Source organism: Nocardia sp. JCM 34519.1 (assembly GCF_020361265.1).
Classification (GTDB): domain Bacteria; phylum Actinomycetota; class Actinomycetes; order Mycobacteriales; family Mycobacteriaceae; genus Nocardia; species Nocardia arthritidis_A.
Genome location: NZ_JAIRBR010000016.1, coordinates 157158 through 170303 on the forward strand (window position 1 = coordinate 157158; position 13146 = coordinate 170303).

General features: G+C 67.8%; 12 protein-coding genes. 7 read left to right on the top strand and 5 right to left on the bottom strand.

From position 1 onward, the window contains the following. The first annotated feature begins 94 nt into the window (after window positions 1-94). The gene (locus tag LGY53_RS31440; protein ID WP_225730309.1) at window positions 95-886 is read left to right on the top strand and encodes an SDR family oxidoreductase; all 792 of its coding nucleotides are present in this window, start codon (window positions 95-97) and stop codon (window positions 884-886) included. A 1-nt stretch (window position 887) separates the two neighbouring features. Then, window positions 888-1973, top strand: a complete 1086-nt coding sequence (locus tag LGY53_RS31445; protein ID WP_225730310.1) for a diacylglycerol kinase — start codon at window positions 888-890, stop codon at window positions 1971-1973. A gap of 31 nt (window positions 1974-2004) precedes the next feature. Here the strand turns inward: LGY53_RS31445 and LGY53_RS31450 are convergent, their stop codons facing one another. Together LGY53_RS31450 and LGY53_RS31455 are read right to left on the bottom strand one after the other, a co-directional pair. Further along, window positions 2005-2493 (bottom strand): hypothetical protein, encoded by a 489-nt coding sequence (locus LGY53_RS31450; RefSeq protein ID WP_225730311.1) that lies wholly within the window; start codon window positions 2491-2493, stop codon window positions 2005-2007. A 150-nt stretch (window positions 2494-2643) separates the two neighbouring features. Beyond that, complete coding sequence (locus tag LGY53_RS31455) at window positions 2644-3705, bottom strand: aminotransferase class V-fold PLP-dependent enzyme (protein ID WP_225730312.1); 1062 nt, start codon at window positions 3703-3705, stop codon at window positions 2644-2646. A 174-nt stretch (window positions 3706-3879) separates the two neighbouring features. On the opposite strand from LGY53_RS31455, the gene LGY53_RS31460 reads away from it, so the two are divergent. The 3 genes from LGY53_RS31460 (at window position 3880) to LGY53_RS31470 (ending at window position 6364) form a co-directional block, all read left to right on the top strand. Next, the gene (locus tag LGY53_RS31460) at window positions 3880-4683 is read left to right on the top strand and encodes an IclR family transcriptional regulator (RefSeq protein WP_225730313.1); all 804 of its coding nucleotides are present in this window, start codon (window positions 3880-3882) and stop codon (window positions 4681-4683) included. Window positions 4684-4732: 49 nt separating this feature from the next. Continuing rightward, entirely contained in the window at window positions 4733-5239 is a 507-nt protein-coding gene (locus LGY53_RS31465; protein ID WP_225730314.1) for a DUF6461 domain-containing protein, read from the top strand. Between the two features lie 195 nt (window positions 5240-5434). Beyond that, window positions 5435-6364, top strand: coding sequence for an expansin EXLX1 family cellulose-binding protein (locus LGY53_RS31470; protein ID WP_225730315.1), 930 nt, complete (start codon window positions 5435-5437; stop codon window positions 6362-6364). Window positions 6365-6380: 16 nt separating this feature from the next. Here the strand turns inward: LGY53_RS31470 and LGY53_RS31475 are convergent, their stop codons facing one another. Together LGY53_RS31475 and LGY53_RS31480 are read right to left on the bottom strand one after the other, a co-directional pair. Beyond that, entirely contained in the window at window positions 6381-8066 is a 1686-nt protein-coding gene (locus LGY53_RS31475) for an FAD-binding dehydrogenase (RefSeq protein ID WP_225730316.1), read from the bottom strand. Continuing rightward, entirely contained in the window at window positions 8063-8704 is a 642-nt protein-coding gene (locus LGY53_RS31480; protein ID WP_225730317.1) for a TetR/AcrR family transcriptional regulator, read from the bottom strand. Before LGY53_RS31480 ends, LGY53_RS31475 begins: the two co-directional genes overlap by 4 nt. Window positions 8705-8916: 212 nt before the next feature. Here LGY53_RS31480 and LGY53_RS31485 point away from each other — a divergent pair, with 212 nt between their 5' ends. Together LGY53_RS31485 and LGY53_RS31490 are read left to right on the top strand one after the other, a co-directional pair. Beyond that, entirely contained in the window at window positions 8917-9915 is a 999-nt protein-coding gene (locus tag LGY53_RS31485; RefSeq protein WP_225730362.1) for a zinc-binding alcohol dehydrogenase family protein, read from the top strand. A gap of 162 nt (window positions 9916-10077) precedes the next feature. Beyond that, window positions 10078-10737 carry a cutinase family protein gene (locus LGY53_RS31490; RefSeq protein ID WP_225730318.1) on the top strand — a complete coding sequence of 220 codons (660 nt, stop codon included), beginning with the start codon at window positions 10078-10080 and terminating at the stop codon, window positions 10735-10737. Window positions 10738-10971: 234 nt separating this feature from the next. Here the strand turns inward: LGY53_RS31490 and LGY53_RS31495 are convergent, their stop codons facing one another. Beyond that, entirely contained in the window at window positions 10972-13008 is a 2037-nt protein-coding gene (locus LGY53_RS31495) for an SDR family oxidoreductase (RefSeq protein ID WP_225730319.1), read from the bottom strand. Window positions 13009-13146: the final 138 nt, after the last annotated feature.

The following is a 13146-nucleotide window of genomic DNA, read 5'->3' on the forward strand; positions in this document are numbered from 1 at the left end:
TATTCGACAGCAGATCGCGGGACGTTCGTCGCGGCGAATGTCCGAGAGAGTGCTGAGCCGGGGATATTCGGACGCGAAAGCCGCTGGAGCGCGCATGATCCTGGACAGATTCCGCATCGACGGGCAGGTCGCCGTCGTCACCGGCGCCGGCCGCGGCCTCGGCGCCGCCATCGCGATCGGCTTCGCGGAGGCGGGGGCCGATGTCGTCATCGCGGCCCGGACCGAGAGCCAATTGGACGAGGTGGCCGAGCAGGTGGCCGCGACGGGCCGCCGGGCACACGTGGTGGCCGCCGACCTCAGCGATATCGAGGCGACCGCGGCGCTGGCCGCCACCGCGGTGGACCGGTTCGGCCGCCTCGATATCGTCGTGAACAATGTCGGCGGCGCACTGCCCTGCCCGCTACTGGACACCACGCCCGAAATGCTGGTCCAGGCCTTCGATTTCAATGTCACCAACGCGCACACACTGGTCCGTGCGGCCGTACCGCATATCCTCGAAACCGCGGGCGGCGGTTCGATTCTCAACATCACCTCGACGATGGGCCGCCTGCCCGGCCGCGCCTTCGCCGCCTACGGCACCGCCAAAGCCGCACTGGCGCACTACACCCGGCTCGCCGCCATGGATCTGAACCCGCGCATCAGGGTGAACGCCATCGCGCCCGGCGCCATCCACACCTCGGCGCTGGACATCGTCGCGAGCAACGATGCGATGCGCACCCAACTGGAGACGAACACCCCGCTGCACCGCCTCGGCGAGCCCGCCGATATCGCCGCCGCCGCACTGTATCTCGTCTCACCCGCGGGCGGCTACGTCACCGGTAAGGTGCTGGAGCCGGACGGCGGGCTCATCGCCCCGAATCTGACCATCCCGATCCCGGATCTGTGACATGACTTATCGCGTAGTGCAATGGGGGACAGGCAATGTCGGCCGCAACGCGCTGGCGGGCATCATCGCCAATCCGGGCCTGGAATTGGCAGGCGTCTGGGTATCCGGACCCGCCAAGGGCGGTGTCGACGCGGGAACCCTTGCCGGATTGGAACATCCGGTCGGCATCCGGGCCAGCACCGATCCGGACGCCATGCTCGCGCTGCGGCCCGATTGCGTCGTCTACTGCGCCATGACCGACAACCGGCTGCTGGAGGCGGTGGAGGATCTGCGGCAGATACTGGCGGCGGGCGTGAATGTCGTCGCCTGCGCGCCCGTCTTCTACCAATATCCGTACGGCGTATTGCCCGACGAACTGCTGAAACCGATCGAAGAGGCCGCCGCCCAAGGCAATTCGACGCTGTGGGTGAACGGCATCGATCCCGGCTTCGCCAACGACCTGCTGCCGCTCGCGCTGGCGGGCACCTGTCTGCGCGTCGACCAGCTGCGCTGCCTGGAGATCGTCGACTACGCCAGCTACGACAACCGCGCGGTCATGTTCGATATCATGGGTTTCGGCAAACCGCTCGACGAGATACCGCTGCTGCTGCAGCCGGGAGTGCTGTCGCTGGCCTGGGGCAGCGTGGTCCGGCAGCTGGCGGCGGGCATCGGCGTGACCCTGGACTCCGTCACCCAGACCTACGAACGGGCCGCCGCGCCATCGGCTTTCGACATCGTCACCGGGCATATCCCCGAAGGAACCGCCGCCGCACTGCGTTTCGAGGTGTGCGGGATGGTCGGTGACCGGCCGGTGACCGTGCTCGAACACGTCACCCGCCTGCGCCCCGACCTCTGCCCCGACTGGCCGCAGCCCGCACATCCGCAGGGCTCCTACCGGATCGAACTCACCGGTGAACCCAGCTACACCCTCGACCTGGTGACCTCCAGCCCGAACGGCGACCACAACTACGCCACCGTACTCGCCACCGCCATGCGCATCGTCAACGCGATACCCGCGGTAATCCAGGCCCCTGCAGGCATTCTCACCGCACTCGATATGCCGTTCATCACCTGGCCCGCGGAAGCCGGTTCGCGACTGACGCGTTGAAGCCCGTACGGTGCTGGTCTCGTTCGGTTGTTCAACCGTCGATCCGTCGATCCGCCAGCCAGCGCAACGTGCTCGGCAAGAACGTCAATACCAGCACTGTGATACCGAATGCCACGCCGATGGCTGACACTGGAGTGAGATCTGTGGTAACCGAGACGGGGTGATGCCCACCGCTGACATCCTCGCACTGAGGTATGCCAGCGCCGCAGGTAGGGATTTTGATGACCGATACGGCGACAACGCCGATGCCTCCCACTCCGAGCAGAGTATGTGCACCCAGCTGCCGCCGGAACGTCCGGATCCCACCGACCACCAGCAGTAGCCCGAACGCCACCAGCAGCAGTTCCAGGAGCTTGCTCAGGAAAACGGGAGGGTCGTCGATATTGGCAGCGTCGAACAGCAGAAGAAACGGCAGATCGTACAGGATGATAATCCCGCCGATGAAGGCTACGACGCCTGCGGGGATCGCGGTGACGGTGCTGGACTGGGGTTGCCGACGGAACCGAGGGTCGATCATCATTGCCTCCGATCCGAGTCATCATTACATGTCCGGCGTCCTCGAGGCGGTCGATCGGCACACTCGGCGGTCGGGCGGGTGGTCGAAAGACGCTCTTGCAGTTGGCATGTCGATGTCAGGCCGAATCATCCGAGCGCGACCGAACCCGGACCTCTACACAGACGCCCGGTTCTCGCCCATCGCGGTAAGCGCCCGCTCGACATCCGTTTCATCGTTGTAGAGGTGGAACGAGAACCGCAGCCCGCCGTTGCGCGCCGAGGCGATGATTCCGGATTGCTGCAATCGCTCCGCGGCCTCGCCGGCGCCCGGCACCGCAACGATCGCCGAATTCTCTTGCACCGGTGCGTAACCCAGCTTCACCAAACCGGTTCGGAAGGTGTCGGCCAGTGCGAGATTGTGTGCGCCGATCTTCTCGACGCCGATCTCCTCGATCAGGTCGAGTCCGCCGAGCGCGGCGTAGACGCCGATGAAGTCGGGGGTGCTGTCGAAGCGGCGGGTGGTGGCGGGCAGCGCGACCGGACGGTAGAGCTCGGCCCACCGGTCCGCGGCGGCGAACCAGCCGGGCCCGAGCGGGCGGATCAGGTCGGCGGCCTCGGGCGCCGCGGCGAAGAAGGCGACGCTGCGCGCGCCGATCAGCCATTTGAAGGTGGCGCAGACCCAGTAGTCGGCGTCGGTGAAGCGCAGCGGGAACCAGCTGGCGGCCTGGGTGATATCGACGGCGAGCCGCGCCCCGTGCGCCCGGGTCGCCGCGCGCAGCCGCGCCAGATCGGTGACCCGGCCGTCGGCGGATTGCACGGCGCTCACCGCGACGAGCGCGGTCTCCGGACGCACCTCATCGGCCAGCCGCTCGAGCGGGACGACGCGCACCGCCAGCTCCGGCCGGTGCACGAAAGGCATTGATACCGAGGAGAATTCGTTCTCGGCCAGCAGTACCTCCGCACCCGTGGGCAGCGCCGTCGCCACCGGCGCGAGCAGTGAGGCGACGCCGCTGCCGATGGCGATGTGGTCGGCGCTCGCGCCGTCGATGAGCCGGGCGAAGCCGTCGCGTATGCGATCCACCACGGTCTCGTCCGCCATCGGCGCGGTCCGGCCCGCCGCCCATTCCGCGTGCAGTCGCTGTACCGCGGCCAGCGAGCGCGCCGGGGGCAGTCCGTAGGAAGCGGTGTTGAGCCAGGTGGTTTCGGGGGAGAACTCGTGCGGAGCCAGCGAAGACATGCCTTCACCCTGCGCCGCCGAGCGGCCGCGCGTCCACAGCCAGTCTGCCGAAACTGGCATATATTCCGCCAAATCCCGCTCGCAATAACTTGTTCTAATTCCACCCGTATAGAAAAGTACGTAAGGCTGATCGAATACTTCTAAGCTGAGTGCGCTAGCGCGATGGAGGAACGGATGACGGTCGAGACGATGCCACACCCGGAATCCGAACGCGCCACGCCGCGGCCGAATCAGCCGCCGGTCTCGATGATCGAACGAATGACGTTGATACTGGACGCATTCGACGCGCATACCCCGACGCTCACCCTGCTCGGCCTATCCGAGCGCACCGGACTGCCGCGTTCCACCGTGCATCGCATCCTCGACCAGATGATCCGCCTGCGCTGGCTCGCGCACGCCCCCGGCGGCTACCGGCTCGGTATGCGCCCCCTGGAACTGGGCGGACTCGCCGCCGACCACAACGAGATTCGCGACGCCGTCAGTCCGCTGCTGCACGATCTGAGCCAGCGCACCGGCATGGTGGGCCACCTCGGCGTGCTCGACGGCCGCGAGGTGCTGTACCTGGACAAGGTCGCGGGCCGGGCCGCCGCCGCGGTGCCGACCCGACTCGGCGGACGAATGCCCGCGCACTGCACGGCACTCGGCAAGGCGCTGCTCGCGGCGCTGGAGCCGAGCATCGTGGAAGCCTCGTTCCGCGAACGGCTTCCGCAGCTGACCGCCCGAACCATCGGGGAGACCGGCGAATTGCAGCGGGAGCTGGCGCGGATCAGGAGCAGGCAGGGCGTCGCGGTGGATATCGAGGAGGCCATCGCCGGAATCTCCTGTGTCGCCGTACCGATTCGCGGACGCGGCGCCGCGGTGGCCGCGCTCTCGCTGACCACCCAATCCGGCCCGGCACTCGATACCGCGAAGCTGGCCCGCATGCTCGCCGAGGTCGCGCACGAGGCGGGCGAGGCACTGCTGCCGCGCAGGCGCTGATCCCGCGGCATGCGAAGATCTCTCGATCGAGATTCGATCGGAGGGGTTGATGGTGCTGACAGTGGCCGGCTTGCTGGTGGAGGGTGTCGTCGACGCGGCGCAGCTGCGACGGCTACCCGGGTCGCCGTGCGTTTCCGGCCGGGTGGCCGCGGGCGCCGAGGTGTTCAGCAAGGGCGCGGGTTTCGACGCCGACTGGGCGATCGCCACCCTCGACGGCTGGACGGTGCTCACCAACTCCACCCTGCGCGGTATGGACAGTGAACAGGTGAGCCGCGACCTGTCCAGGGGCCGAAGGGTTTTCGCATTCGTCGCATACGGCGCGAACGCCACCCACGGCTTCGCCTGGTTCGTCGACGGTGAGTTGTTGCGCGCCATCTTCTACGCCGATTTCGAACTCATCGGCACCGAGGGCGGTCCGCTGCCCGAGGAGGCGATGCTCGCCGAACCCGGTGACGGCCGCTATGTGTTCGGCATGATGACGCTGCTCACCGGGGTGCGGCTGGGCGATCTGGTCGACGCGCCGTATCAGGTACTCGTGACAACACATCCGAATTGACGGTCGGCCGAACCATTTACGGTGTGGCCGCGGGCGCGTCCAGGAGTGTGCTGGGCAATTGCCCCGGACTTGCCCGAAGTGTGAGTGTTTCACTGCGAAGATTTTACGTTCGGCGGGTACCGCACCGGATCTGCTGGTTTCCTGGACTGGTCAGGATGGATAGTCCGTGAGGTTGGTGAGCCGGAGTCGGGAGCGATGCACCGGATACCGATACAACAGCGTCATTTTCGGTCTGTTTGGCTGTGGTCAGCGCTCGGTATCGTACTCGTCGCCGCGGCGGTGGTGTGGCTCACCCGTTCCGAGCCGAACGCCTGCGATACCGGCGTGGTCGCCGACGTATCGGCCAGCACGCGAATGCCGTTGCCCGTCACGGCATTTCCGGACACACCGAGTACCGTGCCGGCTCCGGTGACAACGCCGCCGCCGGAACCGCAGCAGGTGGTCGCCGGTGAGGCCCGCTTCTACAATTTCACGCCGAACGTCGCGTGCTCCTTTCCGGGGCTGCCGCTCGACGGCTTCTACGTCGGCATGTCGACACCGGAATACGGGCGGGCCGAACCGTGCGGCGGCTACCTCGATATCCATGGCCCGCTCGGTGACGTCCGCGCGTTCATCGTCGATCGTTGCCCGGGATGTGCTCCGGGACAACTGGATTTGAGTATCGCCGCCTTCGACCAGATCGCGAACCGGGCCGCCGGCGTCGCGAAGGTCACCTACGCGGTGGTGCGGGATCCGCAACCGCCGGAGGAACTCTCGTACGCGGTGAAGCCCGACTCGTCGCCGCAGTGGTTCGCCGTGCTGCTCACCGGAACCGGAAATCCGTTGCGGGAGGTGGTGATCCGGACCGCGAGCGGCGGGGACTGGCGTCCGTTGACCCACGGTATGGACAACTACTGGACCATCTCCCGCCCCGGTCCCGGACCATTCGCGCTCCGAGTGACCGATATACACGGGCACCGGACCGAGGTGGCGGGCGTCACCCTCGACGCCGGCCTGCGGGTGACCGGCGCGCACCTGTACGACACACCGCCGCCATCGATTCCGGTCGCGCCGCCGATCACCTCGCCGACGGCCCTCGCCGTGCCGCACCCACCATCGGTGGCCCGTTCGCCGAACTGCAAATGATCGGAATGTGGTGTAATCAGCGCGGTTTCGCGGCCAGCGCGCGCCCGGCGGCACGGCCGGAGAAGATGCAGCCGCCGAGGAAGGTGCCCTCCAGCGCGTTGTATCCGTGCACACCGCCGCCGCCGAAGCCGGCTACCTCACCGGCGGCGTACAGCCCCGGCAGCGGCGTACCGTCCGGACGCATCACCTGGGAGTCCAGATTGGTCTGCAGGCCGCCGAGTGTCTTGCGGGTCAATACATTCAGCCGCACGGCGATGAGCGGGCCGTGCGCCGGATCGAGGATGCGGTGCGGTTTGGCCACCCTGGTCGCCTTGTCGCCGAAGTACCTGCGGGCATTGTTGATCGCCATCACCTGCGCGTCCTTGGTGTACTTGTTCGCGACTTCCCGGTCCCTGGCGACGATTTGGCGTTCCAACACATCGAGCCGCAGCTGTGGGCCTCTGGCGATCTTGTTCATGCCGGTGACCAGTTCGGCGAGGGTGTCGGCGACGACGAAATCGACGCCGTGCCGCTTGAACGCCTCGACGGGTCCGGTGGCCCCCTTGGCGAACCGGCTGGTGATGGCCAACCTCAGATCCTTACCGGTGATATCCGGGTTCTGTTCGGAGCCCGATAGCGCGAACTCCTTCTCGATGATCGACTGGGTGAGCACGAACCAGGAGTAGTCGTGGCCGGCCGCCAGGATCTCCTTCATCGTCGCGTTGGTGTCGAAACCCGGAAAACACGGTGCGGGCAAACGCTTTCCGTTCGCGTCGAACCACATCGACGACGGTCCAGGGATGATCCGGATGGCGTGATCGGGCCAGATCGGATCCCAGTTCATGATGCCCTCGGTGTAATTCCACATGCGGTCCCGGTTCACGATCGCCGCGCCCGCGCTCGCCGAGATGCCGAGCATCCGGCCGTCCACGTGCGCGGGCACACCGGAAATCATGGTCTTCGGGCACGGCCCCAACCGCTCGGTGGGCCAGTTGCGTCGGATGAGTTCGTGATTGTGCCCGATACCGCCCGAGGTGACGATCACAGCCTTGGCACGAAATTCGAACTCGCCGACCACATTCCGCGACGATGCCCGGCCGCGTGCCAGATCGGTCGGCTCCAGTACGCCGCCGCGCACCCCGACCACCGCGCCGTCCTCGACGATCAACTCGTCGACGCGATGCCGGAAAGCGAAGCGCACCAGCCCGTTTCGTTCACCCTCCAATACCGGTTCGGCGAAGACCCGCACCACCTCGGGCCCGGTGCCCCAGGTGAGGTGGAAGCGCGGCACCGAATTGCCGTGCCCGTCCGCGAAACCGCCGCCCCGCTCGGCCCAGCTGACCACCGGCGTCACCCGTAAACCCAACTCGTGCAGGTAATTCCACTTCTCGGTGGCGGCGAACCGGACATACGCCTCGGCCCACCGGCGGGCCCACAGGTCCTCGCCCTCGTCGCGGTCGAATCCGGCCGATCCGAGCCAGTCCTGCACGGCCAGCTCGTAGGAGTCCTTGATGCCGAGCCTGCGTTGCTCCGGACTGTCGACGAAGAACAGCCCGCCCAGCGACCAGAAGGCCTGCCCGCCAAGGTTGTTGCGGTTCTCCTGGTCCAGCACGTGCACCGTGCGGCCGGCTTTGACGAGTTCGTGGGTCGCGACCAACCCGGCCAACCCGGCGCCGACCACGAGAACGTCGGCCTCTCCTGTGAATTCAGCGGACATGGTCATCCTTCTTGTGCGGTGCTGTATGCCAGCACGACGTGGTGGAAGAGTTCGATGCGCCGTTCGCGTACCGTGCGACTGCGCGGTTCCAGCAGCACCTGAACCGCGGTGCCGTCGTGCACCGCGACCAGCGCCTGCCCCAGCGCGACCGGATCGGGGACGGCGCGACCCCGGCCCGCGAGGGTGGCGACGACCGGCGGCATGAGCGCCTCCAGGATCGCGGCCTCGCGCGCGGCGACGACCCGGCGCAGCCCCGGATCCCGCAGCGCGTGCGCGGTGAATTCGGCGGTGATCCGGAACCATGCCTCGTCCACCGGCACCGCACCGGCCAGCCGCTCGATCATGACGCGCAGTTCGGTGACACCGTCGGTGGCGATACCGTCCAGCGCCGCGCGCACATCGGCCAGGAGTTGTGCCGAGCGGTGCTCCCACATGGCGAGGAACAGCTCATCCAGCGAGCCGAAGTTCGAGTAGAACGCTCCCCGCGTGAAACCGGCTTGCTCACAGACCTTTTCGACGGTCGAGCGACCGAAGCCCTCGGCGGCGAACACCTCGTAGGCGGCGGCGAGCAGCCGGTCGCGGGTCTGGGCGCGGCGGCGGGTGACCCGTTTCGGCGGGACGCCGGATGCGGTGGTCGGCGCCATGCGCACCTCCTCGGCTACGGATACAGCTTTGTATCGGATACACGAATGTATCAGATCGATCGGCTGGCACGCCGCCGCGCGGGTATCGTCTATCGCAGTCGGGCGCTGCCGCCAGGCGCGGTAGGCCTCGTGACGGCAGTGTTCGGGTTGTGGGCGGAGCCGATGGGCGACGGATTATTCGCAGCAGAGATAGGGGACCCGTGACCGGCGAGATGACGGCATGGCGGGTGCGGCGGCCCGGACCGATCGATTCGGGGCCGCTGGAACGGGTGCGCGAACCCGTACCCGCACCCGGCCCCGGTGAACTACTTGTTCGCGTGCGAGCCTGCGGCGTGTGCCGCACCGATCTGCACGTCTCCGAGGGCGATCTGCCGGTGCACCGGGCCGGGGTCGTGCCGGGCCACGAGGTGGTCGGCGAGGTGGCCGGGCTCGGCGATGGCGCCGAGGGTTTCGCGGTGGGGGACCGCGTCGGTATCCCGTGGCTCCGGCACACCTGCGGTAGCTGTCGCTATTGCCTGCGCGGCGCGGAAAACCTATGCCCCCGTTCGCTTTACACCGGTTGGGACGCCGACGGCGGCTATGCCGAATTCGCCACCGTCCCAGCGGATTACGCACTGCCGCTGCCCGCGGGCTACACCGACGCGCAGACCGCGCCGCTGCTGTGCGCCGGGATCATCGGCTATCGGGCGCTGCAACGCGCGGCCGTACCCGAGGGCGGCAGGCTCGGCATATACGGCTTCGGCGGCAGCGCTCACCTGGCCGCGCAGGTCGCGCTGGCCCGCGGCGCCGAGGTGCATGTCATGACCCGCGGCGCGGCCGCGCGCGAATTGGCCGTGGGACTCGGTGCGGCGAGCGTGCAGGGCGCGGCGGATCGCCCACCCGTCCAACTGGATTCGGCGATCATGTTCGCGCCGGCCGGCGACCTTGTGCCGCCCGCGCTGGAGGCGCTCGATCGCGGCGGGGTGCTGGCGATAGCCGGAATTCATCTGAGCGACATCCCCGAGCTGAACTATCAACGGCATTTGTTCCAGGAGCGCGAAATTCGCTCGGTCACCGCGAATACCCGCGCCGACGCGCACGAATTCCTGGCGCTGGCGGCCGAATATCGCATACAGGTGACGACGCACGGGTATTCCCTCGATAAGGCGGATCGGGCGCTCGCCGATCTCGCGCACGGACGATTCACCGGCGCAGCGGTTCTCGTGCCATAGCCCGAAATCGGCAGGACACGATTCGGCGCTGAAGCCATATCACTTGGGTCCAGTTGCTCGACGGCCGCTCACCCCATTCCTATCCTCGCGGATATAGCCGCGTGCGGCTTGTCCCGACAAGCGGCGCGCGGCTTCTCACAACGGCGTGAGCGGGTGATCGCAATGGGCAACCGGAAGGTAAAACGCTTCGAAAAGTGGCGCGCGGCACGGCTATTGGCCATCTTGCTGCTCGTCGGCGCGACCGTGGCGGCCGGTATGGCCGGGCGGGCCGCTGCGGATCCCTGTGCGGCGGTGGATATCGTGGTCGCCCGCGGTACGTCCGAACCGGGCTGGCTGGGCGCGCAGGTCGGCGATCCGCTGTATGCGGCACTGCGACAAGCGCTTCCGCTGGACGCCGCGGCCTATCCGGTGCGCTATCCCGCCGATCTGCTCGTCGCCTCCTCGGCGAGCGACGGCACCCGGGATATGACCGCGCACCTCGTCCAGCAGGCGGCGATGTGTCCGGACCAGCGGTTCATCCTGGTCGGTTACTCGCAGGGCGCCGCGGTGACGGAGGGTGTGCTCGGCACCGGCATAGTCGCGCAGCTGCCCGGAACCTATGTGCTGCCACCGGAATTGGCGCCGAGGATCGCGGCGGTGTTGCTCTTCGGCGATCCGCTGCGCGCCATCGGCTGGAATGTGCCCGCCGCATATCTGTCGCGGACCGCGGACTATTGCGCGGCGGGCGATCCGATATGCGGCGCGGGCGACGATCCGGCGGCGCATACGGAGTACGGTGGATTCGTCTGGGCGGCGGCCGTTTTCGCGGCGAGCCGGATCTGAGATCCGGACCGGGAAATCCGGACGGTGGCGGGGTCCTCGGAAACGGGGACCCCGCCTTTGCTGTGCGAATGCGATAAATTATGCGAGGGTAATCGAATTCACCGCAGGTATCCGGAGACCGCACAGCAGTAGGCGCCGGGTTGATCAGAGCTTGCGGACCCAAGTCGCGACGAAGTCGAAGCTGTCGTCGTTCGGGTCCTGGCGTCCGGATGCCGGGGCCCGAACGACATCAGCTCACCAGCGCAGCCCGGGCACCATCCTGGCGACGCGAGCCGCCGGGGTCGGCAGCGCCATCAGCGGGATGACCACCGGGGCCAGCAGATCGAGCGGGCGGCGTGCGGAATCTTGTTCCGGCAGTTCGGCATCGGCCTTCGCCGCAACCTTCTTGCCCGCCGCCGCGCGGGATTCCCCGAACAGGCGGAAACCCTGGTGCATGATGGTCCGCTTCAGCGACGGCATCAGCAGTTCCACCGCCTGTGCCAGGGTGCCGACCGGCGTATCGATGCGGTCCGGACGCTCCTCCAGCGCGCGAATCACGATGGCGGCGGCCTGCTCCGGATCCGGCACCGGCAGAGCGCGGTACAGGTCGGTCGGCGCGATCATCGGGGTGCGCACCAAAGGCATCCGCACCGAGGTGAAGGTGATTCCGGCGTCGCGGTTCTCGACGGCGGCGATCTCGCTGAAATTGTCCAGCGCCGACTTGCTCGCCACATAGGCGGCGAACCGGGGCACCTTGGCCTGCACCGCGATCGAGGAGATGTTCACGAAATGCCCGAACCGGCGCGCCCGCATCGACGGCAGCAGCGCCAGGATCAGCCGCACCGCGCCGAAGTAGTTCACCGCCATGGTCCGTTCGAAATCGTGCATCCGGTCGGTGGAATTGGCGACCGCGCGCCGGATGGACCGGCCCGCGTTGTTCACCACATAGTCGACGTGGCCGTGCTCGCCGAGCACCGTGCGGACCAGCGCGTCCACCGCGTCCGGGTCGGTGATATCGCACGGGTACGCCTGTGCGACACCGCCTTCCGCGCACACCGCGGCGGCGGCCGCGTCCAGGTCCTCCTTGCCGCGCGCGACCATCAGCACGGTGGCGCCCCTGCGGGCGACGGCGTGCGCGGTGGCCAGCCCGATCCCGGACGACGCGCCGGTGATGAGCACCGTGCGGCCCGCCAGCGGATCGGCGCCGTCGCTCGGCCGTTGCGATTTCGGTGCGGTCACCGGGCGCGGCGCGAGATGTTCGCGCCAGTAGTGCCAGAGCCGTTCGGCATAGCTGTCGAACGTGGGCACCGTCAGGCCGCGCAGCTGGGCGCGGGTCGAATCGGAGATGAATTCCGAGGCGAAGGCGACATGCGGGGCCACCTCCGGCGGAATCCCCATCTGTCCCAACAGGAAATCGCGCGCCGCGGGCACGCCGGGCAGGCGGCCGAGTCCGTACAGCGCGAGTCCGCTGCCGGGCAGCGGGCCGATTCCGGCGGGGGCGCCCGCCGCGCGCGCCAGCGCGTTGTACACCTGGGCGAACGGCTGCGGCTCCGGGTTGACGAGGTGGAAGGTGCGCCCATTGAGGCCCGGCTTGCGCACCAGTTCCACCATCGCGGCGGCGACATAGTCGACGGGAACGATATTGGTGGCGCCCAATTCCGGTAGCGGCATGGGCAATTCGGTGGGCAGCGCGGCCAGTTTGGCGATGGCGGGGAAGAAGTAGTACGGCCCGTCGATCTTGTCCATCTCGCCGGTGCGTGAATCGCCGACCACGATCGCGGGCCGGTACACCCGCCAGCGCACGCCGCGCGATTCCCGCACCAGTTTCTCGGCGGCGAACTTCGTCCGGTGGTACGGCGAGGTGAGCCGCTGACCGAGATCGAAATCCTCCTCGAAGAATTTGCCACGGTGATCGCCCGCCACGGCCACCGACGACACGTGGTGCAGTACCGCGCCCAACTCCTGGGCCAGGGCCAGCACCGCCTTGGTGCCCGCGACATTCGCGGCGTGCGCGGTATTTTCGTCGGCGGTCATATCGTAGACCGCGCCGAGATGGATGATGTGATCGGCGGCGGGTGCGGTGTCGAGGCCGAGCCGTTCCGCGGTCAGATCGCCGATGAGCGGGTGCACGCGGTCGCCGCCGCGCCAATCCGCCGCCAGCGCGGTGAATTTCGCGAGCGAGCTCGCGCGGACGAGGATATGCACTATCGCGTCGGGATCCTTGTCTAGCAGGCCCGCCACGACCCGCCGTCCGATCAGTCCGGTACCGCCCGTCACGATGTAGGTAGCCATCGCCCCTCTCCTGCTGTCTTCGAATCTCGTTGTGGCACAGCGATGCCCGGCATACAGCAGCGGATGCGGCGCATCGGATGGATTCGGCGCCGGCGCGGGCAACCTGACGCGGGTGACAGCGGTCGGGCCGAAAAGTAG